This is a genomic window from Nocardioides alkalitolerans, from assembly GCA_038184435.1.
Classification (GTDB): Bacteria; Actinomycetota; Actinomycetes; order Propionibacteriales; family Nocardioidaceae; genus Nocardioides; species Nocardioides alkalitolerans_A.
The window spans coordinates 568,777-591,597 of record CP116227.1 but is presented as its reverse complement, the minus strand read 5'-3'; the positions used below and the strand labels follow the sequence as shown (position 1 = coordinate 591,597).

The window sequence follows — 22,821 nt, the reverse complement described above, 5'->3', positions numbered from 1 at the left end:
GCACTGACGCACGACGGGCCGGTCACCCCCGCGGGGTGGCCGGCCCGTCGTCGTACCGGGGGCGTGCGGGGAGTCGTCCCGCAGCCGGTGGGGGGAGAATGTCCGGCATGTACTTCACCGACCGCGGCATCGAGGAGCTGGAGAAGCGACGGGGCGACGAGGAGGTCACGCTGGCCTGGCTCGCCGAGCAGCTGCAGGCCTTCGTGGACACCCACCCGGAGTTCGAGACGGCCGTCGAGCGGCTCGCCACGTGGCTGGCGCGGCTGGACGACCCGGAGGACTGACCACCCTGCGGGGCCGGTCCGCGGGTCAGTCGTCGGGCTGCTCCTGCTTGGTGCCGACGATCTCGTCGATCGGCTCGGGGATGATCTCCCCCGACTCGTCGTAGCCCAGCACGCTGAACCGGCCCGACTCGAGGTCGTTGTCCGCGTCGATGGGCGCGTCGACGGCCACCCCGCGGTACGTCACCTCGTGACCGCCCTCGAGCAGCGCCGCGCAGCGCCGGAAGGTGACGCACTCGGTGCCGCCTTCGCTGCCGGCGACCGCCCGTAGGTTCTCCGCGATGGTGACGCCGTCCGTCGCCTCCCCCCGCACCGCCGCGAGCGCGGACAAGACGACGGCGTCGTAGGTCTCGGCCGCGAGCGTCGAGATCGTCAGGTCAGGCCCGTCGGTGGCCTCGGTCCAGCCGCCGAGCCGCTCCACGAACGCCTCGCTCGGCCGGGCGCCGTTGACGAGCGCGGAGACGGTGCCGAAGAAGGCGGGGTACCCCTCGACCGCCAGCTGGAAGCTGGCACCGACGGTGAGCACGTTCGCCCCGGTCTTGGCCGGGGCGTAGGCGTCCATGAACGGCGACGTCGGCTCGGTCAGCACGACGACGGTCTCGGCACCGCTCGCGGCCACCGCCGCCGCGTCGTCGGAGAAGTCGGTGTCCTCGGCCAGCTCGGTGTCGTCACAGCCCCAGACACACGTGGAGCCGGCCGCCTCCACGGCATCGCGGAGGCGGTCGCGGTCCTCGATCTGGTCCGGCACCCGCTGCAGGACGAAGGCGACGGTGTCGGCCGTGTTCTCCTGGGCCAGCTGCGCGAACGCGGCGTCGAAGGTCGTGGTGTCGCCGATCGTGCGGAAGAAGTACGGCGAGATCCCCGACAGCTCGCTGTCCGCGGCACCGACCGCGACGAGCGGGACCTCGGCGTCGCGGAACTCGGGCACGACCGCCTCCGCGACCTCGGACCGCGTCGTCCCGACCACGACGGACATGCCCTGGTCGATCAGCTCCGCCGCGCCCTCCTCCCCGGACTCGAGATCGATGGCGTCACCCGCCTCCTCGACGGACTGGCAGACGGGCCGGCCGAGCACGCCGCCGGCGGCGTTGATGTCGCTGACGGCGAGCCCGAGACCAGCGGTGGTCGGTCCGCGGTACGCCGAGTCGTTCGACCGCAGCGGCAGCAGGCCCCCGACGCGGAGGGCGTCCGTGGCGGAGCCGGCGTCGCCGCACGGCGTGACCGTGTAGTCGGCGTCGACGACCCCGGGCTGGTCGTCGTCGGCGAACGCGACGTCCGCGAGCGGCACCGTGCCGTCGCCGCCCTCCGGGTCGTCGTCGCCGAGGACCAGCACCCCCACGAGGGTGCCCGCCACGAGCACGACGCCCGCGAGCCCGGCGGCCAGCAGCCAGCGACCCCGGCCCGTGCCCGACGTGGTCCGGCGCTCGCCGTGGGCCGGGGCGGACCCAGGCCCGGGCTCCGCACGCCGCCGGCCCTGGGTCGGCAGGTCGCCGGACGCGGTGCGGCCGGCGGGGGCGGGCGCGGACGGTGGGGCCTCGGCGACCGCGGGGCGCGCGGGGGCGGGACCCGGCCCGCCCGTGCTGCGGGACACGCGGTCGAGCATCGGCAGCAGCGCCCGGGCGGAGGCGGGGCGCTGGGCGGGGTCCTTGGCCATCAGCTGACGCAGGAGGTCGTTGATCGCCCGCTCCTGCGGCCCGTGCTCGGGCAGCTGCGGCACGGGCGCGTTCATGTGGGCGAGCGCGACCTCCATCTCGCTGGCCGCCTCGTAGGGCGTGCGCCCGGTGAGCATCACCCAGAGCAGGCAACCCAGCGCGTAGAGGTCGCTGCGCACGGAGGCCGGGACCCCGCGGTGGCGCTCGGGCGCGAGGTAGGCCCAGGTGCCGACGACCCCGCCGGTGCGCGTGTGGCCCGCGTCCTCGGTCTGCGCGATGCCGAAGTCGCAGAGGTAGGCCCGGAGGCCGCCCTCCCCCAGCCGGCGCAGCAGCACGTTGGAGGCCTTGATGTCCCGGTGCAGCACGCCGGCCTCGTGGGCGGCCAGGAGTCCGCTGGTCACCTGCCGGAGGAGGTCGAGGGCCATCGCGGGCGGCAGCGCGCCGTACTGGCGGAGCCACGCCGCCAGGTCGCCGTCGGGGACGAGCTGCATCGCCAGGAAGAGCGAGGAGTCCCGCTCCCCCGCGTCGTGGATGGTGACGACGAAGGGGGACTCGAGGCGGGCGAGCGTGCGCGCCTCGCTGAGGAACCGGGCACGGTAGTCGGCGTCCGAGGAGAACTGCTCGGAGAGCACCTTGAGCGCGACCTCGCGCTGGAGGTCGCGATGGACCGCGCGGTAGACGACGCCCATGCCGCCCCGCCCGATGCGCTCGCCGACGTCGTAGCTCCCGAACTCGGCTCCCGGTCGCGGCAGCACGGCTCTCCCCTCGTCTGGTGGATCAGGTGGGCGTCGGAGCCCGGCCCGGGCTCGATACCCCGGCAGAGCCTGTCACGAACCCGGCCCGACCGCGACGACCGGGCGGTCAGCGCTGGCGGCCCAGGACCTGGTTGTCGCCGCGCACCGCGTTGCCGGCCTCGTCGAAGGTGATGGTGCTGAACAACGCCTCGGTCAGGTCGTTGTCCTCGTTGAACGGCCCCCGCACCGCGACACCCCGGTAGACGATCTCCTCGCCGGCCTCCAGCAGGGCCGCGCACCGGCGGAAGGAGGCGCACTGGGTGCCGCCTCCGCTGCCGGAGACGGGGCCCATGTTCTCGGCGATCGTGTCGCCGTCGGTCGCGCCGCCACGCACCGCGGCCAGGGCCGCCAGCACCACCGCGTCGTACGACTCGGCGGAGAGGAACGGGGTGGGCACGGTGCCGCCGGAGTCGAGGGCGTACCAGTCGGCGACGCGTGCCTGGAAGTCCTCCGAGGACTGCACGGCCGGGAACACCGAGAACGTCCGCGCGAGGATGTCGGCCGGCACGTCGACGAAGTCGGTGTCGCTGACGGCCGAGAGGTAGACGGGGCCGTCGAAGTCGGTCGCGGCGAGCGCCACCAGCAGCGCCGAGCTGTCGAGGTAGCCGTTCACGACGACCGCGGTGGCGCCCGACGTCGCCACCTGCTGCGCGATGGCGGTGAAGTCGGTCGTGGACTCGGGGACGTCCTGGCCGGCGCCCGGACAGGCGAGGAGGCACTCCATCGAGACCTCCTCGAGCGCGGACTCGATGGCGGCGCTCGACCGGAGCGAGAAGGGCTCGTCGGCCGTCACGAACGCGACGTCGTCACCGCTGCTGACCCGGTCGAGCATCGTGCGCACCAGCGCGTTCGCCATGGTGTCCATGTCGCCGATCGTGCGGAACGCGTAGCGCGAGACCCCCGAGCGGTCGTTGACCCACGACGAGGGCGTGATGTTGACGACCTCCTCGTCGTCGAGCACCGGCGGCAGCGTGTCCGAGAGCTCCGACTGGATCGGGCCGACCACGACGTCAGTGTCGACGCCGTCCGCCAGCAGCGACGCGACGGTGTCGTCGTCGCCGCTGTCGACGACGTCCTGGCAGACGTCCTGCCCGAGCACGCCGCCCGCGTCGTTGATGTCGCTGACCGCGAGGCCGAGGCCACCCAGCACGGGGGGTGCCTGCTGGGCCAGCACGCCCGTCTCCGGCAGCACGCCGGTGACGCGCAGGCCCTCCGTCGAGCCGTCGCACGGGGTGGTGGTGAGGGTCGCCCCCTCCACGATGCCGGGCACCGTGTCGTCCGCGAACGGCACGTCCCCCGTGCCGCCCCCGTCGCCGTCGTCGTCGCGCGAGGTCAGCGCCCAGACGCCCACGCCCAGGCCGGCGACGAGGACGAGCGCGAGCGCACCCGCGACCAGGCCACGTCGGCGCCGCACGGGCGCTCCCCCCGCACGGCCGGGGGCGCCGGGGGCGCCGGGGCGCCCGGGACCCCCGGGGCCTCTGGGACCCCCGGCCGGCAGGTCGCTCCTCGCCCCGGTCGGGCCGCCGTACGACGCGGTGCGGGTCCGCTCGGCGCCGGCGGCGAGCGGCGGCCCGCCGGGGCGGACGGCGGCCGCGACCCGGTCGATCTCCGCCAGGACCTCGCCGGCCGAGGAGATCCGCCGGGCCGGGTCCTTGTCGAGCAGGCGCGCGAGCAGGTGGTTGAGCGCACGGACGTCGCCGGAGCCGCCGGGGAGCTGGGGCACCGGAGCGTTCATGTGGGCCAGGGCCACCTCCATCTCGGTGCTGCCCTGGTAGGGCGTGTGCCCGGTGAGCATGGCCCACAGCAGGCAACCCAGCGCGTAGAGGTCGCTGCTCACGGAGGCCGGCACGCCGCGGTGCCGCTCGGGCGCGAGGTAGGCCCAGGTGCCCACGACGGCCCCGGTGCGGGTGTGGGACTCGTCGGCGGTCTGGGCGATGCCGAAGTCGCAGAGGTAGGCGCGGGTGGCGCCGCCCGGGAGCCGCCGCAGGAGCACGTTGGAGGCCTTGATGTCGCGGTGGAGCACCCCGGCGTCGTGCGCCGTCGCCAGCCCCGTGGTGACCTGGCGGAGCAGGTCGAGCGCCATGACCGGCGGCATCGGACCGAACCGGCGCGACCAGGACGACAGGTCGCCGTCGGTGACGAGCTGCATCGCCAGGTAGAGCGAGCCCTGGTGCTCGCCCGCGTCGTAGATCGCGACGATGTGGTTGGACTCCAGGCGGGCGAGCGTGCGCGCCTCGCTCAGGAACCGCCGCCGGTAGTCCTCGTCACCGGAGAACTGCGGGGCCAGCACCTTCAGGGCGACCTCGCGGTCGAGGTCGCGGTGGACGGCCCGGTAGACGACGCCCATGCCGCCATGACCGATGCTCTCGCCGACCTCGTAGCTACCGACCACACTCCCGGGCTGCAGCACGGGCACCTCCTCCACGACACCGGGACGACCGACGGCCCCGGCGGGGGTTACCCCGCCGGGGCCGTCCTGAACCGTACGACGTCAGGCGTCCGGATCCTCGCTGCGCACCGGGTCGAGCTCGGCGGTGGCCCGGCGGGCCGCGTCGCGGAGCTCGAACGCCTCGGTGGCGCCCTCGCCCACCGCGCTCGCGACGTCGCGCACGGCACCGGTCACGATGGAGGCGACGCGGCCCACCGTGGTGGCGGCGATCTCCACCGAGGTCTGCACGACGTCCTTCGCGATCTCGGCCCTGCTGAGGCGGTCGCCTCCCGTGCGCTCGTCGGTCATGGGACGAGTCTCAGGCAGCGTCCGGCACTACGGCAACCGGGGCCGGCTTGCGGCGTCCCAGGAGCCGCTGCACCAGCGACACACCGGGCACCTCGGCCACGTCGTCGGGCAGCGCGTAGCGGCAGATCTTCTTGGCGACGCTGAACAGCTGGCGGTGCAGCGGACCGGTGTTGTACTGCAGGCCGTAGCGCTCGCAGATCTCCCGCACCTCGTCCGCGATCTCCGGGTAGCGGCGCGCCGGCAGGTCGGGGAACAGGTGGTGCTCGATCTGGTGCGACAGGTTGCCGCTCATCACGTGGAAGAGCGGGCCGCCGGTGATGTTGGCCGAGCCGAGCAGCTGGCGCAGGTACCACTGGCCGCGCGACTCCTCGTCGGACTCCTCGACCGAGAAGGTGGCAACACCCGCCGGGAAGTGCCCGCAGAAGATGATGTTGAAGGCCCAGATGTTGCGCACCAGGTTGGCGGTCGCGTTGCCCGCGAGCGTGAGCGGGAAGAGCGGACCGGTCAGCGCCGGGAACAGCAGGTAGTCCTTGAGGGCCTGGCGCTTCACCTTCCGCATGATGCCGCGGTGCAGGGCGGCGTTCTCGGAGATCTTCCGCTTGCCGGCGACGATGTTCTCGACCTCGAGGTCGTGCATCGCCACGCCCCACTCGAAGAAGATCATGAGGAGGAACGCGTAGACCGGGTTGCCCAGGTAGTACGGGTGCCACTTCTGGTCGGGGTCCATCCGGAGGATGCCGTACCCGATGTCGCGGTCCTTGCCGACGATGTTGGTGAACGTGTGGTGGATGTAGTTGTGCGAGTACTTCCACTGCTCCGAGGGGCACACGTTGTCCCACTCGAACATGCGCGAGTTGAGGCCGGGGTCGCCCATCCAGTCGTACTGGCCGTGCATGACGTTGTGCCCGATCTCCATGTTGTCGATGATCTTGGAGATGCTGAGCGAGGCCACGGCGAGCGGCCAGGCGGGCGGCAGGTAGAACAGCGCACGACCCGCGACCTCGAAGGCGCGCTGCGCCTTCACGACGTTGCGGATGTACGACGCGTCCTCCTCCCCCAGGCTGGCGATGATGCGCTGGCGGATGGCGTCCATCTCCTCGCCGAACGCCTCGAGCTGGCTCGGGGTGAGCGGGAGGTTGGGGCTGATGGACTCCTCGCCCGGCTCGGGGGCCGGAGCGGGACGCAGTGCCTCGGTGGGGGCGGCGGTCATGGGGTGCTCCCTTCGTGGGGTGACGACGGGTGGTCGGTGGGGGTCAGAGGTCGACGACGCAGTCGCCGACGGGGGCCGACACGCAGATGCGGACCTCCTCGTCGGGGAGCGAGGACTCCTCGCCGGTGAGCACGTTGCGCACCGTGCCCTCGCTCTTGCGTGCGGTGCAGGAGAAGCAGATGCCCATGCGGCAGCCGAACTCGGGCGTCAGGCCGGCGGCCTCGGCCTGCTCGAGGATCGAGGCACCCGAGTTGGGCGCCTGCTCCCCCGAGCGGGCGAAGACGACGTCGCCCTCGGCGGTGCCGGCCGTGACGACCGGGGGCTTGAACCGCTCGAGGCGCAGCCGCGGCGAGCCGTCGTAGGCCGTCTCGACCCGCTCCATCAGGCCGGCGGGCCCGCAGACCCACGTGTCGACCTCGCGGAAGTTCGGCACCTCGCGGGCCAGGTCGATCGCGCTGAAGAGCGGGTCGCCGGCCGACTCGTGCCGCAGCACGACCCGCACGCCGTTGTCGGCGGCGGCGATCTCGGCGAGCTCGTCGGCGAAGATCTGGTCCTCGGGGCCGCGTGCGTAGTGCAGGAACGTGACCTTGCGGCCGGCGTGGCCGTCGTACCCGTCCCGCAGCAGCGTGCGCACCATCGACATCGCCGGCGTGATGCCGGACCCGCCGGTGATGAAGAGCAGGTGGTTGTTGGTCGGCGTCGCCGGGCTCTCGTCGAGGCAGAAGTCGCCCTGGGCCTGCGAGAGGTGCACGAGGAAGCCCGGCTGGGCCTGCTCGACGAGGTACTTCGAGACGAGACCCTCCGCGTGGGCGCGGACGGTGAGCGTGAACCGCTCCCCCGGGCCGGAGGCCGCCGAGGAGATGGTGAAGCAGCGCGTCGTGCGGCGGGCGCCCGGCACCTCGATGCCGACCTGCACGTACTGGCCGGCGCGGTGCCCGCGCCACGTCGACGTCGGCTGGAGGGTGATGGTGGCGACGGGGTGCTCGCCGTGGGTCTCGCGCCGGACGTCGACCACGCGGGCCCGCACCTCGCGGGCGGCCCACATCGGGTTGACGAGCTCGAGGTAGCGGTCGACGCCGTGCGGCGACGTGAGCGCGGCGACGGCACGGGACCGCAGGAGGGCGCTGGTCAGGCTCATGGCGTGGCTCCAGAGGTCGGCGGGACGTCCACCGTTGAGTGAACGCTTGTGCACCGACAAGGATGCCGAGACGGTTACCCGCGGGTCAAGGACCGGTGGTCCAGGACACACGTGGCCCGGGCCACGCTCGCAGCCGTGCGGCGCGCGCCCACCCGTCCGTGGGACGATGAGCCCCGTGTCCAGCCCGTCCGCACGTCCCGGCGCCGCCGCCGACGGGCTCAGCCGCGTCGAGCGCAAGGAGCTGACCCGGCAGTCGATCCTGGCCGCGGCCCTGCGGCTCGCCGAGACGGGCGGGCTCTCGGCGGTCTCCCTCCGCCAGGTCGCGAAGGACGTGGGGATCGTGCCCACGGCCTTCTACCGGCACTTCGACTCCATCGAGGAGCTGGGGCTCGCCCTGGTCGACGAGGCCTTCGTGTCCCTGCGGGCGATGCTGCGCGACGTACGGTCCGCGGACCCCACCTTCAAGGACATCATCGACAGCTCGGTGCGGGTGCTGACCGAGCACGTGCGGGCCCAGCGGGGGCACTTCCTCTTCATCGCGCGCGAGCGCTTCGCCGGGCCCGCCGCCGTGCGGTCGGCCATCCGTCACGAGATCGAGCTGTGCGAGCGCGAGCTCGCGACCGACCTCGCGCGCCTGCCCGGCCCCGATGCGTGGGCGAGCGAGGACCTCTACGTGCTGGCCAACCTCATCGTCAGCGCCGTGGTGTCCACCGCCGAGGAGCTGCTCGCCGCCGAGGGGCGGCGGTCGGCCGAGGACGCCGTCGCCGAGCGCGCGCGCACCCAGCTGCGGATGATGCTCGTCGGCGCGCTGCGCTGGCGCTCGCGCGCCTGAGCCGCCGGGTCAGGGACCAGGGCGGAGGACAACCTCGGCCAGGGCCGCGTCACCGGGCAGGTCGACGCAGGCCAGGATCGTGTCGGCCACGGTCCCCGCGGCGGTCCACGCCCCCGGGTCGTAGTCGGCGCCCTCCTGCGCGTGCACCTGGGCCTGCATCGGCGTCGCCGTGCGGCCGGGGAAGACGGTGGACACGCGTACACCGTGGGGGGCCTCCTCGGCCCGCAGCGCGTCGGCGAGGGCCCGCAGCGCGAACTTCGACGCGGCGTACGCCCCCCACTGCGCGTGGGCGTTGATCCCGGCGCCGGAGTTGACGAAGACCACCGTGCCCCGCCGGGCCCGGAGGGCCGGGAGCAACGTGCCGGTCAGCAGGGCGGGCGCCGTCACGTTCACGTGCAGCGTGCGCTCCCAGACCGCGCGGTCGGTCGTCGCCACCGGTCCGAGCTCGACGTAGCCGGCGACGTGGAGGAGCGAGTCGACGCCGTCGAGCCCCTCGGGCGGCCGCCACGCCTCCACCGCCGCGGGGTCCGCGAGGTCCAGGGCGACGACGTCGGCGCCGGGGTGGGTCGCCGCGAGGTCCTCGGCCCGCGCCTCGTCGCGGGCGAGGAGGACGAGGTGGTCGCCACGGGCCTGCAGGCGCTCGGCCACGGCCGCGCCGATGCCGGACCCGGCGCCGGTGAGCACGTGGGTGCGGTGGGGGCCGCCGGGGCCCTGCGAGCCTCGGGGCCCGGGAGGCATCGTCACCGGGTCATCACCACCTTGCCGAAGACGTCGCCCTCGGCCAGCGTGGCGAACGCGTCGCGGGCCTCGACCATGGGCACGACCCGGTCGACGAGGGGCCGCACGCCGGTGGCGTCGAGGAACGACACGAGGGAGACCAGCTCGTCGCGCGTGCCCATGGTCGACCCGATGACCTGCAGCTGGCGGTAGAAGATGCGGGTGAGCTCGGCGTCGTCGGGCTGCGGACCCGAGGTCGTGCCCGAGATGACGATCTTGCCCCCGGGCCGCAGCGACCGCACCGAGTGCGACCACGTCGCCCGGCCGACGGTCTCCATCACCGCGTCGACCTTCGCCGGCAGCCGCGTGCCGCTCTCGAACACCTCGTGGGCGCCGATGGCGAGGGCCCGCTCCCGCTTCCGCTCGTCGCGGCTGGTCGCCAGCACCCGCAGGCCGGCCGCGCGCCCGAGCATGATGAGCGCCGTCGCCACGCCGCCGCCCACGCCCTGCACGAGCACCGTGTCGCCGGGCTTGCACGCGCCCTGCGTGAAGAGCATCCGGTAGGCCGTCAGCCACGCCGCCGGGAGGCACGCGGCCTCCTCGAACGAGAGCGACGGGGGCTTGGGCACCACGTTGCGTCGCGGCACGACCACCTTGTCGGCGAACGTGCCCTGGTGGACCTCCGAGAGCAGCGTGCGCTGCGGGTCGAGCGTCTCGTCGCCCGTCCAGGACGGGTCGCACAGCACGGCGTGGACGACGACCTCGTTGCCGTCCTCGTCGTGGCCGGCGGCGTCGCAGCCGAGGATCATCGGCAGGTGCTCGGCCTTGAGGCCCACCCCGCGCAGCGACCAGAGGTCGTGGTGGTTGAGGGCGGCGGCCCGGACGGTCACGGTCGTCCAGCCGTCCGGCGCGACCGGGTCGGGGCGCTCCCCCACCACCAACCCGCTCAGCGGGTCGTCGGTCGAGAAGCCCGCGGCGTACACAGCGAACATGACGCCAACCTAGCCGGGCGGGCGAGCGGTCGGTCCAGTGCCCGACCGGGTAGAGCGGGGTGCCCTCCGGTGGGTAGTCGTCGCACCTGGGGGTACGGCGCGGGGCGGGCCCGCGCCGTACCGCGGGTCAGCGGCGGGCGACGCCGTCCTTGCGGGCCGCCTCGGCGACGGCGGCCGCGACGGTCGGGCCGACGCGGGGGTCGAACGGCGACGGGATGATGAGGTCCTCGCGCAGGTCGTCGCCGACCAGGCCGGCGAGGGCGTGCGCCGCCGCGAGCTTCATGCCCTCGGTGATGGCGGTGGCGTGCGCGTCGAACGTGCCGCGGAAGATGCCGGGGAACGCGAGCACGTTGTTGATCTGGTTGGGGAAGTCCGAGCGACCGGTCGCGACGACCCGCGCGTGGCGGTGGGCCACGTCCGGGTGCACCTCGGGGTTGGGGTTCGCCATCGCGAAGATGATCGCGTCCTCCGCCATCGTGGCGACGACCTCCTCGGGCACGGTCCCGCCCGAGACGCCGACGTAGACGTCGGCACCGGCCAGCGCGTCCTCGAGGCTGCCGCCCCGGACCGTGCGACCCGACGTGAGACCCGCGAGGGTGCGCTTGATGGGCGTCAGGTCGTCGCGGTCCTCCGAGACGATGCCGTTGCGGTCGGTGACCGCCAGGTCGGTGATGCCCGCCTCGAGGAAGATCTTCGCGACGGCGACCCCGGCGGCGCCGGCGCCGGAGATGACGACGCGGGTGCCGGCGTACGTGCGCCGGGTCAGCTTGAGCGCGTTCTCGAGCGCCGCGAGCGCGACCACCGCGGTGCCGTGCTGGTCGTCGTGGAAGACGGGGATGTCGAGGAGCTCCTTGAGCCGGTCCTCGATCTCGAAGCAGCGAGGCGCCGAGATGTCCTCGAGGTTGATGCCGCCGAAGCTCGGCGCGAGCCGCACGACCGTCTCGATGATCTCCTCGGTGTCGGTCGTGGCGAGGCAGATCGGCACGCTGTCGACGCCGCCGAACTCCTTGAACAGCACGGCCTTGCCCTCCATCACGGGCATCGCGGCAGCGGGGCCGATGTCGCCGAGGCCGAGGACCGCGGTGCCGTCGGTGACGACCGCGACCGTGTTGGGCACCCACGTGTAGACCTGCGTCAGCGCCGGGTCAGCGTGGATGGCCTCGCACACCCGGGCGACGCCCGGCGTGTAGGCCTTCGACAGCTCCTCGCGGCTGTCGACCGCCGCCGTCGCCGCTACCGCGAGCTTCCCGCCCACGTGGGCGTCGAAGACGGGGTCCCCCTGGAAGGGGTGGTCGGTGATCGGCTGGGGTGCGACGTGTGCGGTCATGGCCTACTTCTCGGTGGGGCTGCGGGGACTGCCGCAGTGTTCCACACCACTCTCGTCCTCCGAGGTGGTTGATCTCACACCCGACGCGGCTGCGGCCACAGCCGCGCGCGGACGACGCCGATCACCGCGTCCGCGGGCACGACGCCGCGGTGCCGCGAGTCCACCCCGACCTCCGGGGCGTCGCTCAACAGCCACCAACCGGGGGCGCCGGTACGCGTCGGACGCGCCTCGACTGCGCGCTTGACCGCGACGGTGCCGTCCACGAACCGGGCCACCACGACGTCGCCCGGGCGGACCGGCGCGTCGTACCGGACCAGGAGCCGGTCGCCGGGACGCAGGCCGGGGCGCATGGAGTCACCCGTCACGCGTGCCGCGCCCCAGGGCAGGAGCGAGCGACGGGCCGCGCGCTCGGCGCCCGGACCGGACTGCCGCCGTCGTGCCATGCGGAGTAGTGTCGCAACCACGCCGCGGCCCTGCCGCGACCGGACCCGCGGGACCGCCGTCGAGGCGGCCCCCACCACGACCGAGAGGATGCTCCGCTGATGCGTCTGTTCGCTCCCACCGTCGACGTCGCGGCCCACTGCGACCTGCCCTGCGGTGTCTACGACCCCGCCCAGGCCCGCATCGAGGCCGAGTCGATCAAGGCCGTCATCGCCAAGGTCGCCGACTCCGACGACCCCGACTTCCGCACCCGCGCCGTGCTCATCAAGGAGCAGCGCTCCGAGCTCGTCAAGCACCACCTGTGGGTGCTGTGGACCGACTATTTCAAGCCCCCGCACTTCGAGAAGTACCCCCAGCTCCACACCCTCGTGAACGAGGCCACCAAGCTCGCGGGCGCCACCGGCACCAAGGGCAGCCTCGACGCCGAGGTCGCCGACCAGCTCCTCGCCAAGATCGACGAGATCGCCGAGATCTTCTGGGAGACCAAGAAGGCCTGACGCCTCCCGGCTCCGACGACGCCGTCCGCGCCACCCCCCGGGGTGGACCGGGCGGCGTCGTTGCGTCCGGGGGCGGGCGGGTACCGGTCGGCGGACATCCCCGACCCGAGGAGCGGCATGAGCGAGACCGACGGCGAGACCTACCACGACTACTCGGTGGACGACGAGGACCAGCCGCAGAGCACCGGGGACAGCCTCGTCGACGACGACCGCGGGCTGGCCGAGCCGCTCGACGAGGGCTACTCGCCGCCCGAGCGGTGGTCGGCCGGGCAGCGCTTCGGCAACACCCCGCTCGAGGAGAGCCTCGGCGAGTCGCTCGAGCAGCGCGTGGAGCAGGAGGAGCCTGAGTCCGACCCGTACGCCCAGGCCGAGCGCGAGGCCGCCGAGGGCCGGCTCGACGACCTGGTGAAGGACCGCGAGGTCGGCGACGAGCGGTCGGGCCGCCTCGTCGCGCCGGACCAGGGGGTCCGCACCGACACCGAGAAGGACCTGGTGGCCGAGGACGTCGGCATCGACGGCGCGGCCGCGGGGGCGGAGGAGGCGGCGGTGCACGTCGTCGACGAGGACGAGCTCCCGGGCTGAGGTCGCCGTGGACTGGACGCTCGCGACCCACCTCCTCTACCTCCTCCTCACGCTGCCGCTGACGTTCCTCGTCGCCCGGTCGCTGGCCCGGCACGGCACCGCGTTCCTGGCGGACGCCTTCGCGCACCGCGAGGGGCTGGCGCACTCGGTGAACCACCTCCTGCTCCTCGGGTTCGGGCTCGTCAACACCGGCTTCGTGCTCCTGCTGCTGCGGGCCGGCGGTCCGGTGCGTGACGCCACCGGCGCCGTCGAGGTGCTGAGCGTGAAGCTCGGCGTGGTGCTGCTGGTGCTCGGCCTGCTGCACCTGGCGAACGTCGCCGCGCTCGGGGGCGCCCGCCGCCGGCGGGTCGAGCTCGCCGAGCGCGAGGCGGCGCTGCCGCGCGGGCGCGAGGTCCGGTAGTCCCTCCCGGTAGTCCCTGACGTTCCGGTCCGCTCGCTCGGCGTGTCGCGACCGGAACGTCAGGGACTACGACGGGACCACTCACTTTGAACACGTTCAAAACTGGCGTACGATCACGCCGTCCGCATTTTTGAACACGTTCAAACCGGAGGAACCATGGACTGGACCGTCGCCACCTACGTCGCCTACCTGGCCGTCGCCGTGCCGCTCACGATGTGGGTCGCCCACGTCCTCTCGACCAACGGCACGATCTTCCTGGCCGACGTCTTCGAGGGGCGGCACGACCTCGCCGGGGCCGTGAACCGGTTGCTCGTCGTGGGCTTCTACCTGCTGAACGTCGGCTTCGTGCTCCTCTTCCTCCGCATCGGCGAGCCGGTCACCGGCGCGAGCGCGATGCTCGAGAGCCTGAGCGTGAAGCTCGGCGTGGTGCTGCTCGTGCTGGGCGCGGTGCACTTCACGAACGTCCTGGTCTTCAACTCCATCCGCCGTCGGCACCGCTTCGAGCAGTCGACGATGCCGCCCGTCGCGCCCACCCGCGTCGTGCCGGGCGCGTTCGCGCCGTACCCGGGCGCCCACCCCGCCCCCGGCAGCTGAGCGGTCGCGCCGTGCGTCTCGTGCTGCTGTACGACGCGGACTGCCGCCTCTGCGTGCCGTTCGCCCGCTGGGTGTCGCAGCAGGCGCTGCTCGTGCCCCTGGAGCTCGTGCCGTGCGACTCCCCCGCGGCCCACGCGCGGTTCCCCGGCCTCGACCACGCCGCCACCCGCGCGGAGATCACCGTCGTGGGCGACGGGGGCGAGGTGTGGACCCACGACACCGCCTGGCTGATGACCCTGTGGGCGACGCGGCAGCACCGCCCGCTGGCCCACCGCCTCGCCCACCCCGGGCTCGGACGCGGACTGGCCCGGGGTGCGGCGTGCTCGGCCGCGGGGCTGCGGCACCTGCTCGGCGGTGGGGCCCGCACGGGAGGGGGTGACTACCCTGGCGGCTGTGCCGACGCCTGCTCCCCGCTCCGCCAAGGCTGAGGCGACCCGCGCCGCGATCGTGGGGGCGGCGATGCGGCTCTTCCGCGAGGGCGGGTACGACGCGACCACCATGCGCGCCGTGGCCGACGCCGCGGGGGTGTCCCTGGGCAGCGCCTACTACTACTTCGCGTCGAAGGAGCACCTGGTCCAGGGGTTCTACGACCAGCTCTCGGGCGCGCACCACGACCTCGTCGGCGACGTGCTGGCCACCGAGACCGGGTTCGCCGAACGGCTGACGGGCGTGCTGGAGGGATGGATCGACCTCGCGGAGCCCTACCACGACTTCGCGGCGACCTTCTTCCGCAACGCGGCGGACCCCCGCAGCCCCCTCTCGCCCTTCTCCCCCGAGTCGGCGGCCGCCCGCGCGACGTCGGTCGACATCCACCGTCAGGTGCTCGCCGGCTCGGACCTCCGCCTCGCCCCCGCGCTCCGCGAGGAGATGCCGGAGCTGCTGTGGCTGCTCCAGATGGGCGTCGTGCTCTTCTGGGTGTACGACGCGTCCGAGGGCCAGGCGCGCACCCGCGCCCTCGTGCACGGCGTCGTGCCGCTCGTCGACCGGCTGTGCCGGCTGACGCGGCTGCCCGTCGTGCGCGGCGTCGCCAACGACGTCGTCGCCCTCGTGCGGTCGCTGCGTGCCTGAGGCGTTCGCGGGACAGCGGCCGTGTCGTCGCGTCACCCTGGTCCCGTGACCCTGCGCCGCGCCCGCGACCTCGCCGCGACCGCCCTGCTGCCGGCCGTGCTGGTGCTCCTGCTCGTCCCCACCGGGTGCGGGGACGTCGGCGGGCCGGGCGACACCGACCCGGTGCGGGCCGGAGCCGGAGCGGAGACCACCCGCGAGGCGTGGGTGGTCGAGGGCGAGGACGACCTGACGCAGGCGGAGATCGACGAGCTCGCGCTCGAGGAGTGGCGGGAGGGCGAGGGGCCCTGGGTCGACGACTGGTACTGCGACGAGCCGGGCTACGGCGAGACCGAGGAGATCGACATGAGCATCCCGACCGGGACCGCCCTGTCCCAGGTGTTCGCGGACGACGGCACGACGGCCGCGCTGCTGCGGACCGACCGCTCCGACGACGCCGCCTGGGCGACGCTGGCCGAGCTGGTCACCGCGGAGGTCGACCTCGACGGCAGTGTCGACGCGTGCGGGGACCCCTACCTCTACCAACCGGCCGTCGTGTCCTCCGGCGACCCCGCCTGGGACGGCCTCACCGCCGACGCCGCCCTCACCGGGCTCGCCGACGTGCGCTGCTACCTGGTGCTCGCCGACGCGCGCTCGATGCAGGAGGTCGCGGCGGGCGGGGAGGTGACCGTCCTCTGGGTCGACCTGTGGACCACGGCCGCCGAGGCGGCGGAGCACGGTCTGTCGCGCTCCTTCCGCAGCACCGTCGGGGCGGTCGCGGAGATCGAGGCGAACCTGGCGATCGCCAACATGAGCTTCTTCGAGTACGCCGACAACGTCGACCCCGACGGCGTCTACCGCACCTTCTGAGGCAGGGCCCACCGGGCATCCCGGGGGCGAGGAACCGTCGGGGCCGAGGAACCGTGGGGGGCGGGGGCGCGTCGTACCCCCATGCGCCCCTCCCTCGCCGCCCTCCTGCCGCTCCCCGTCGCCCTGGTGGCCCCGCTGCCTCTCGTCGGTTGCTCCAGCGAACCCGAGTTCGCCGAGGTGCGGATCGTCTCGACGACGTGGAACGGCTGGGACCCGGACTACGAGCCCACCACCACGACGTCGACGCTGCTCCCCGCCGAGGGCGAGGACACCGTCGTCGGCTGCGGGGTCACGATGACCGTGGTCGGCGTCGAACGCGACCGCGTGCTGCTGCGCAGCGACGAGTCCCTCGCGCCGGTGGGTGACGCGGGCGGCATCTCCCTGCGCGACACCCAGCGCGAGGTCGAGGTCGCGGTGGGCGAGGTCGTCGAGATGTCCACCGCCACGACGGACGGCGGCTGCCGCTTCGAGCTGTCGGCGGGGTGACCCCGCGCCGTCCCACCGGCGGCGCCCTACGCTGACCCCGTGCAGCATCGGACCTCGTTCGGGCGTCGTGTCGCCCTCGCGGGGCGCGGCGTGCGCTCGGCGCGTCCCGCGGTCTGGCTCCTGGGGGTCCTGCGGTCGTTCGTGCTGTCGTTCGTCGCGATGGCCGTCACCCTCCAGCTCGTGCCCGGCGAGCAGGTGCCCGAGAACGGCAGCCTCACGGTGGCGCTGCTCGTCGGCACCGTGCTCCTCGTCGGCGCCCTGCTGCGCCCCGTGCTCACCCGGCTCACCGTGCTCACCGGCGTGGTGGGGTTGCTGCTGTCCGGCTTCCTGGCCCAGGCCCTCATCCTGGCGGTCGCACTGTCGCTGGTTCCGGCCATCGAGCCGATCGACTTCCTCGACGTGGTGCTCATCGCCTGGGGGGTCGCGGTGGTCGCCGCCCTGCTCGACTGGGTGGTCGACGCGAGCTCGAGCGAGGTCTTCCTCGCGCAGGTCATGGGGCGCTCCGTGCGCACGGCCCGGCGCACCGACGTCAGCGGCCCCGGCCTCCTCGTCGTGCAGCTCGACGGCGTGGCCGAGCCGCTCGTGCGCCAGGCCGCGGCGACGGGAGCGATCCCGTTCCTCAGCAGCCTGCTCCGCTCGGGCAGCCACCGGCTCCGCGGCTGGCACACCGGGGCGCCCTCCACGACGCCTGCGGGGCAGGCTGTGCTGCTGCACGGCGTGGACACGGCCATCCCCGCGTTCCGGTGGTTCGACAAGGAGCAGGGCCGGATGCTCGTCTGCAGCCGCCCCGCGGACGCGGCCGAGGCGCAGACCGCGCTCAGCACCGGGCGCGGGCTGCTCGCGGACGACGGCGCCAGCGTCGGCAACCTCTTCTCCGGCGACGCCTCCCTCCCCGCCCTCACGATGGCCCGCGCCCGTCCGCCCGGCTCCGAGCGGGGGGCCGCCGAGTTCGCCGTCACCCGGTCGGGGTTCGTGCGCTCCGTCGTGCTGTTCGTCGGCCAGATGCTGGCGGAGTGGTTCCAGGGCCGGCGTCAGCGGCGTCGCGGGGTGCTCCCCCGGGTCCACCGCGGAGGAGCCTTCGTCGTGCTCCGCGGCCTGACCACGGTGCTCCTCAAGGACCTCAGCGTGGCCATCGTCGCCGACCAGATGGCACGGGGCGCCCCGGTGGTCTACGTCGACCTGCTCGACTACGACGAGGTCGCCCACCACGCGGGACCGACCCGCCCCGAGGCGATGCGCACCCTCGAGGGCCTCGACCGCGTGCTCCGCTTCCTCCACGACCTCGGCCGTGAGGTGGGGCGCGACTACGAGATGGTCGTCGTGTCCGACCACGGCCAGACGCAGGGCACGACCTTCCTGCAGCGCCAGGGCCGCACCCTCGCCGAGGCGGTCAGCGACCTCACCTCGGGTGTCGTGGACGGCGCAGCCGGGTCGGGCGAGACCGTGGGCCCCGCCCACCTGCTCCACTCCACGGGCAACCGGGCGCCCGGGCTGCTGCGCCCGACCCTGAGCCGGATCGTGGCCGACCGGTCGGAGCACATCGACCCGGCCCGTCCCGCGACGGACGCCGCGGACGCCGCGAGCCCCGTCCCCCGCACGAGCGTCCGGGTCGCCGCCTCCGGCAGCCTCGCCCACCTCTACCTGCCCGAGCACCCCGGCCGGCTCTGCCGCGAGGACGTCGAGCGTCTCCTGCCCACCCTGCTCCCCGGCCTGCGTGCGCTCGACGGCGTGGGGGTCGTCCGGACCCGCCGCGCCGACGGGGTCCTCGTCGTCGAGAGCGCGACCGGCTGGCGGGCCCTCAGCCCCGACGGGGTGGTCGACGGCGACGGCGAGGACCCGCTCGCGCCGTACGGCTCCCTCGCCGCGGACGACCTGCGGCACCTCGACCGGTGCGACCACGTCGGCGACGTGGTGGTGCTCGGCGACTACGACCCCGCGCTCGGCGAGGTCGCGGCGTTCGAGGAGCTGGTCGGGTCCCACGGGGGACTCGGTGGCTGGCAGACCGAGGCGCTCCTCGTGCACCCCGCCGACTGGACCGTGCCCGACCGGCTGCTGCGCGGCATCGACGTGCACCGCCTCCTCGTGGACCGGCTCGTGGCCCACGGGCTCCGCACGCCGGAACCGGTCTGCGGGATCGCTGCCGGGACCGACGTCTCTCCCGAGGCCCGGCCCGACCCGACCGCGGAGCCCGTCGGATGACCCGGCTCGCCGTCACCTGGTGGGGCCACGCGAGCGCGACCGTCGAGCTGGCGGGGGCACGGGTCGCGACCGACCCGCTGCTCGGCCGGCGCCTCCTCCACCTGCGCCGCACCTCGCCGGTGCCCTCGCCGGCGGCCGCCGAGGCCGACCTGGTGCTCGTCTCCCACCTCCACCACGACCACCTCCACCTGCCGTCGCTGCGACGCCACGGCACCCGCGTCCCCGTCGTCGTGCCCCGTGGCGCCCCGCGGGCGGTGCCGGCACTGCGGCGTCTCACCTGCATCGAGGCCGCCCCCGGCGACGTGCTCGACGTCGCGGGGGTGCGCGTCGAGGTGCTGCGGGCGCACCACGACGGCCACCGCGACGTACGCCGCGGACGGGTGCCCGGTGGCCGTGGCGCCCCGGCGCTGGGCTTCCGGTTCGAGCACGGCGGGCGGTCCTGCTGGTACCCCGGCGACACCGGGCCGCTGCCGGGGCTCGAGGCCGTGGCCCCCGTCGACCTGGCCCTCGTGCCCATCGGCGGCTGGGGCCCGAGCCTGGGCGAGCACCACCTCGACCCCGTGCAGGCGGTCGCCGCCGTCGCAGCCGTGGGCGCACGGGTCGTCGTGCCCGTGCACTACGGGACGTTCTGGCCGGTCGGCCTGCGCCGGGTGCACCCGCGCAGCCACCGCGAGCTGTTCGTCGACCCGCCCGGGCGCTTCCGCGCTGCGGCCCGGGAGGCGGGCCTCGCGGCCGAGGTCGTCGTCCCGGCCCCCGGCGAGCGGGTCGAGCGATGACCGACCTCGGGCTCGGCGGACTGATCGGCCTCTACGCGCTCGTCAGCCTCGGTGCGGTGGTGCCCGTCGTGCCCACGGGGGCGCTCGTCAGCGCCGGAGCCGTGCTCGCGGCGGTGGAGCGTCCGTGGGAGATCGTGCTCGTCGTCGCGGTCGGCGCCGCCGGCGCCTACACCGGCGACCTCGTCACCTACGTCGTGCTCCGCCGGGCCGGCACCCCCCTGGCCCAGCGGCGGGGCTGGCTGCACGCGGAGGACCCGGACGGCGCCCTGCGCCGCCTGCGCACCCGCCTGGAGCACAACGAGGTGCGCTCGCTGCTGCTCTCCCGCCTCGTGCCGGGCGGCCGCATCCCGGTGCTGCTGGTGGCCGCGCTCGGGGGCTACCCGACCGCACGGTTCGCCTCGGCCAACGTCGCGGCCGCCGCGCTGTGGTCGGTCGCGTACGCCGCCATCGGCGTGCTCGGCAACTGGCTCGTCCCCGACCCGGGCCTGGCTCTCGCGCTCGTCGTCCTCGTGGTGCTGGCCGTGGGGGTGCTGCCCGGTCTGGTGCGCCGACTCCGGCTGCGCTCGCAGGCCGCGCGAACCGCCGGGTGAAGTCCACGCAGAAGCCCGCGCGCCGTGGGTACCGCAGGAGTAGCGTGCCCCTGCGGCACGCCCGTGCCGGCCCGCACCAACCGATCCGAGGTCCCCGCGGTGAACGATCCTGACCGCCCGCGCCGCCGCTACGTGTCGCCGCTGCGCACGGCCGCCCTGGAGGCGACCCACGGCCGCATCATCGCCAGCGCCCGCGAGCTGTTCGGGACGCTGGGCTACCAGGCCACCACGCTCGCCGCGATCGCGGACGCCGCCGGGGTCTCCGTGCCGCGCGTCAACCTGTCCGGCTCGAAGGCCCACCTGCTCGTCGAGGCCTACCAGCGCACCATCAGCGACCAGGCGGACGTGCGACCGATCACCGACGAGCCCTCCATCCAGCAGATGATGGCGCTGCCGACGGAGGAGGCGCTGACGACGTACGTCGCGTGGCTGGCCGACCACCACGCACGCTCCGTCCGCCTCTGGTTCGCGCTGCGGGACGCCGCGGGCCTCGACCCCGAGGCGGCCGCCCTGTTCGAGACGATCGCCGCCCGGGACGACGACGCGTGCGTCGCGGGGGTGGCCTGGGCGGCCGAGCGGGGGCTGCTCACCGGTGACGTGCCCACGGCGGACCGCGCGTGCACGTGGAACGTGGTGGCGTCGGCGGAGGTCTACCACCGCTACGTCGAGCGCCACGGCTGGACGCCGGAGCAGTACGGCGCGTGGGTGCGCCGCGCGCTCGACCACCTGGTCTTCGACCTGGGCTGAGGGCCTGCGAGGGTGGACCCGGCACACCACCCGGGGGAAGGAGCCACCCGACGATGACGTCGACCACCCGCACCACGAGCACCAGCAGGCCGTCCGCACCCACGATCGAGGTCGAGGCGCTGACCAAGGTCTACGGCGGTCTGCCCGCCGTGGACGGACTGACCTTCTCCGTGCGACCCGGTGCGGTCACCGGCTTCCTCGGCCCCAACGGGGCCGGCAAGACCACCACGATCCGGATGCTGCTGGGCCTCGCCACGCCCACCGCCGGGCGCGCCCTCATCGGCGGCCGGAGCTATCGGGACCACCGGTTGCCGGCCACCGTCGTGGGCAGCTCGCTCGAGCCCGGGTTCCATCCCGGCCGCAGCGGCATCGACCACCTGCGGTCGTTCGCCGCACCGTGCGGCGTGGGGCCGGCCCGCTGCCGGGAGCTGATCGCGCTCGTCGGGCTGGAGGGCGCCGAGCACCGGCGGGTCGGCGGCTACTCGATGGGCATGCGGCAGCGCCTCGGGCTGGCGACCGCCCTGCTCGGCGACCCGCCCGTCCTCGTGCTGGACGAGCCCGCCAACGGTCTCGACCCCCAGGGCATCGTGTGGTTGCGCCACCTCCTCCGCCAGTTCGCGGCCGAGGGCCGCACGGTGCTCGTCTCGAGCCACGCGCTGCGCGAGGTGCAGCACACCGTGGACGACGTCGTGATCGTCGCGCGCGGCCGTCTCGTGCACGCGTCCTCACTGGCGGCCCTGGCCGAGCTGGCCGCGGTCGCGACGTACGTCTCCTCCCCCGACGTGGCCGCCCTCGGGCGCCTCGTCACCCAGCAGGGGTGGAGGGCGGAGCGGCACGAGTCCGGGCTGCTCGTGCAGGACGTCGCGGCCGCGCGCGTCGGCGACGCCGCCTTCGCGGCCGGGGTGCCGCTGCACCGCCTCGAGCCGCGGGACGTCGACCTCGAGGAGGTCTTCCTGCGCCTGACGAGCCCGACGACGCCGGCGCCCCTGCACGCGGCAGGGGGCCGCTGATGGGCGCCGCGATCCGCTCGGAGCTGACCAAGCTGACCAGCACCCGGATGTGGTGGGTGCTGGCGCTGGCCATGTTCGGCTACCTGGCCTTCATCGGCGCCGTCATGGCCTTCGCCCTCACCGTCGCCGCGGGCGACTCCACGGCAGCGGTCGCCCCCGTCGAGGGCGAGGCGGCCGCGACGACCGTCTACGGGCTCGTCAACGCCGTCGGCTACGCCTTCCCGCTCCTCGCGGGCAGCCTGCTGATGACGTGCGAGTTCCGCCACCGCACGATCGCGCAGACGTTGCTGGTCGAGCCGCGTCGCACGGTCGTGCTGCTCGCCAAGCTGGCCGTCGGCGTGCCGCTGGGGCTCGTGTACGGGCTGGCCGGCGTCGCCGGGATCGTCGGCGCGGCCGCGCCGGTGCTCGCCTGGCGCGGCGACGGGGCCTACCTGGACAGCGGCGAGGTCTGGCGTGTCATCGCGCTCACGGTCGTCGCGACGGTGCTCTGGACCGTCATCGGCACCGGCTTCGGCGCGGTGCTCACCCAGCAGGTCGCTGCGATCGTCGTCATCCTCGTCTTCACCCAGTTCGTCGAGCCGGTCGCCCGGGTGGCGCTCGGGGCGTTCGACGGCCTCGGCCGCGTCGCGATGTTCCTGCCGGGTGCCGCGGCCGACGGCCTCATCGGCTCGAGCTTCTTCGGGGAGCTCGGCGACAGCGAGCTCCTGCCGCGGTGGGCCGCGGGGCTCGTGATGCTGGCGTACGCCGTGGGGCTCGCCCTCGTGGGACGGCTCACCACCCTGCGCCGCGACCTCGGCTGACCATCCCTCGGCCCGAGGAACAGATCCCCGGGCCCAGACATTAGATTCGGTGCTCGGACGTCGCCCGTCAGGACCGCGTCCGTGCCCGTGACCCCCGTGACCCCG

Annotated in this window: 25 protein-coding genes; 16 read left to right on the top strand and 9 right to left on the bottom strand. The window is 74.3% G+C overall.

The genetic code is table 11. The features are described from left to right. The first annotated feature begins 107 nt into the window (after positions 1-107). Positions 108-284: a DUF6104 family protein gene (locus PIR53_02915; GenBank protein ID WZH52953.1), complete on the top strand. Its 177-nt coding sequence runs from the start codon at positions 108-110 to the stop codon at positions 282-284. 25 nt (positions 285-309) lie between these two features. On the opposite strand, the gene PIR53_02910 is transcribed toward PIR53_02915, so the two are convergent. From PIR53_02910 to PIR53_02890, 5 genes are all read right to left on the bottom strand, one after another. After that, on the bottom strand, positions 310-2,688 hold the full coding sequence (locus PIR53_02910; GenBank protein WZH52952.1) for a protein kinase: 2,379 nt from the start codon (positions 2,686-2,688) through the stop codon (positions 310-312). Positions 2,689-2,794: 106 nt separating this feature from the next. Beyond that, positions 2,795-5,137 carry a bifunctional serine/threonine-protein kinase/ABC transporter substrate-binding protein gene (locus PIR53_02905; protein ID WZH52951.1) on the bottom strand — a complete coding sequence of 781 codons (2,343 nt, stop codon included), beginning with the start codon at positions 5,135-5,137 and terminating at the stop codon, positions 2,795-2,797. An 81-nt stretch (positions 5,138-5,218) separates the two neighbouring features. Beyond that, a complete protein-coding gene (locus PIR53_02900; GenBank protein WZH52950.1) occupies positions 5,219-5,464 on the bottom strand; it encodes a hypothetical protein in 246 nt (81 codons plus the stop codon). A 10-nt stretch (positions 5,465-5,474) separates the two neighbouring features. Continuing rightward, entirely contained in the window at positions 5,475-6,674 is a 1,200-nt protein-coding gene (locus PIR53_02895) for a fatty acid desaturase (protein ID WZH52949.1), read from the bottom strand. A gap of 43 nt (positions 6,675-6,717) precedes the next feature. Then, positions 6,718-7,812: an iron-sulfur cluster-binding domain-containing protein gene (locus PIR53_02890; GenBank protein ID WZH52948.1), complete on the bottom strand. Its 1,095-nt coding sequence runs from the start codon at positions 7,810-7,812 to the stop codon at positions 6,718-6,720. 175 nt (positions 7,813-7,987) lie between these two features. On the opposite strand from PIR53_02890, the gene PIR53_02885 reads away from it, so the two are divergent. After that, on the top strand, positions 7,988-8,644 hold the full coding sequence (locus tag PIR53_02885) for a TetR family transcriptional regulator (GenBank protein ID WZH52947.1): 657 nt from the start codon (positions 7,988-7,990) through the stop codon (positions 8,642-8,644). A 9-nt stretch (positions 8,645-8,653) separates the two neighbouring features. Here PIR53_02885 and PIR53_02880 read toward each other — a convergent pair whose 3' ends face one another. From PIR53_02880 to PIR53_02865, 4 genes are all read right to left on the bottom strand, one after another. Beyond that, on the bottom strand, positions 8,654-9,382 hold the full coding sequence (locus PIR53_02880; protein ID WZH54391.1) for an SDR family oxidoreductase: 729 nt from the start codon (positions 9,380-9,382) through the stop codon (positions 8,654-8,656). Between the two features lie 2 nt (positions 9,383-9,384). Then, positions 9,385-10,353 (bottom strand): zinc-binding dehydrogenase, encoded by a 969-nt coding sequence (locus PIR53_02875; protein WZH52946.1) that lies wholly within the window; start codon positions 10,351-10,353, stop codon positions 9,385-9,387. 127 nt (positions 10,354-10,480) lie between these two features. Further along, positions 10,481-11,680, bottom strand: a complete 1,200-nt coding sequence (locus tag PIR53_02870) for an NADP-dependent malic enzyme (GenBank protein WZH52945.1) — start codon at positions 11,678-11,680, stop codon at positions 10,481-10,483. Positions 11,681-11,754: 74 nt separating this feature from the next. Continuing rightward, the gene (locus tag PIR53_02865) at positions 11,755-12,123 is read right to left on the bottom strand and encodes a S24/S26 family peptidase (GenBank protein WZH52944.1); all 369 of its coding nucleotides are present in this window, start codon (positions 12,121-12,123) and stop codon (positions 11,755-11,757) included. 99 nt (positions 12,124-12,222) lie between these two features. Here PIR53_02865 and sodN point away from each other — a divergent pair, with 99 nt between their 5' ends. From sodN to PIR53_02795, 14 genes are all read left to right on the top strand, one after another. Beyond that, the gene (gene sodN, locus PIR53_02860) at positions 12,223-12,618 is read left to right on the top strand and encodes a superoxide dismutase, Ni (GenBank protein WZH52943.1); all 396 of its coding nucleotides are present in this window, start codon (positions 12,223-12,225) and stop codon (positions 12,616-12,618) included. A gap of 117 nt (positions 12,619-12,735) precedes the next feature. After that, positions 12,736-13,200: a DUF5709 domain-containing protein gene (locus PIR53_02855; GenBank protein WZH52942.1), complete on the top strand. Its 465-nt coding sequence runs from the start codon at positions 12,736-12,738 to the stop codon at positions 13,198-13,200. A gap of 7 nt (positions 13,201-13,207) precedes the next feature. Next, positions 13,208-13,600 carry a hypothetical protein gene (locus tag PIR53_02850; GenBank protein WZH52941.1) on the top strand — a complete coding sequence of 131 codons (393 nt, stop codon included), beginning with the start codon at positions 13,208-13,210 and terminating at the stop codon, positions 13,598-13,600. A gap of 156 nt (positions 13,601-13,756) precedes the next feature. Further along, positions 13,757-14,194: a hypothetical protein gene (locus PIR53_02845; protein WZH52940.1), complete on the top strand. Its 438-nt coding sequence runs from the start codon at positions 13,757-13,759 to the stop codon at positions 14,192-14,194. A gap of 11 nt (positions 14,195-14,205) precedes the next feature. Further along, positions 14,206-14,622 (top strand): DCC1-like thiol-disulfide oxidoreductase family protein, encoded by a 417-nt coding sequence (locus tag PIR53_02840; GenBank protein ID WZH52939.1) that lies wholly within the window; start codon positions 14,206-14,208, stop codon positions 14,620-14,622. Then, the gene (locus PIR53_02835; GenBank protein ID WZH52938.1) at positions 14,588-15,262 is read left to right on the top strand and encodes a TetR family transcriptional regulator; all 675 of its coding nucleotides are present in this window, start codon (positions 14,588-14,590) and stop codon (positions 15,260-15,262) included. The genes PIR53_02840 and PIR53_02835 overlap by 35 nt, the downstream gene beginning before the upstream one ends. A gap of 45 nt (positions 15,263-15,307) precedes the next feature. Further along, positions 15,308-16,108 (top strand): hypothetical protein, encoded by an 801-nt coding sequence (locus PIR53_02830; GenBank protein ID WZH52937.1) that lies wholly within the window; start codon positions 15,308-15,310, stop codon positions 16,106-16,108. Positions 16,109-16,189: 81 nt separating this feature from the next. Then, complete coding sequence (locus PIR53_02825; protein ID WZH52936.1) at positions 16,190-16,594, top strand: hypothetical protein; 405 nt, start codon at positions 16,190-16,192, stop codon at positions 16,592-16,594. A gap of 39 nt (positions 16,595-16,633) precedes the next feature. After that, positions 16,634-18,793, top strand: a complete 2,160-nt coding sequence (locus PIR53_02820) for a phage holin family protein (GenBank protein WZH52935.1) — start codon at positions 16,634-16,636, stop codon at positions 18,791-18,793. After that, the gene (locus PIR53_02815) at positions 18,790-19,569 is read left to right on the top strand and encodes an MBL fold metallo-hydrolase (GenBank protein ID WZH52934.1); all 780 of its coding nucleotides are present in this window, start codon (positions 18,790-18,792) and stop codon (positions 19,567-19,569) included. The genes PIR53_02820 and PIR53_02815 overlap by 4 nt, the downstream gene beginning before the upstream one ends. Further along, positions 19,566-20,159 carry a VTT domain-containing protein gene (locus PIR53_02810; GenBank protein ID WZH52933.1) on the top strand — a complete coding sequence of 198 codons (594 nt, stop codon included), beginning with the start codon at positions 19,566-19,568 and terminating at the stop codon, positions 20,157-20,159. Before PIR53_02815 ends, PIR53_02810 begins: the two co-directional genes overlap by 4 nt. 99 nt (positions 20,160-20,258) lie before the next feature. Next, positions 20,259-20,906 carry a helix-turn-helix domain containing protein gene (locus PIR53_02805; GenBank protein WZH52932.1) on the top strand — a complete coding sequence of 216 codons (648 nt, stop codon included), beginning with the start codon at positions 20,259-20,261 and terminating at the stop codon, positions 20,904-20,906. Positions 20,907-20,959: 53 nt separating this feature from the next. Next, positions 20,960-21,916, top strand: coding sequence for an ATP-binding cassette domain-containing protein (locus tag PIR53_02800; GenBank protein ID WZH52931.1), 957 nt, complete (start codon positions 20,960-20,962; stop codon positions 21,914-21,916). Beyond that, the gene (locus tag PIR53_02795) at positions 21,916-22,716 is read left to right on the top strand and encodes an ABC transporter permease (GenBank protein WZH52930.1); all 801 of its coding nucleotides are present in this window, start codon (positions 21,916-21,918) and stop codon (positions 22,714-22,716) included. Before PIR53_02800 ends, PIR53_02795 begins: the two co-directional genes overlap by 1 nt. The last annotated feature ends 105 nt before the right edge of the window (positions 22,717-22,821 follow it).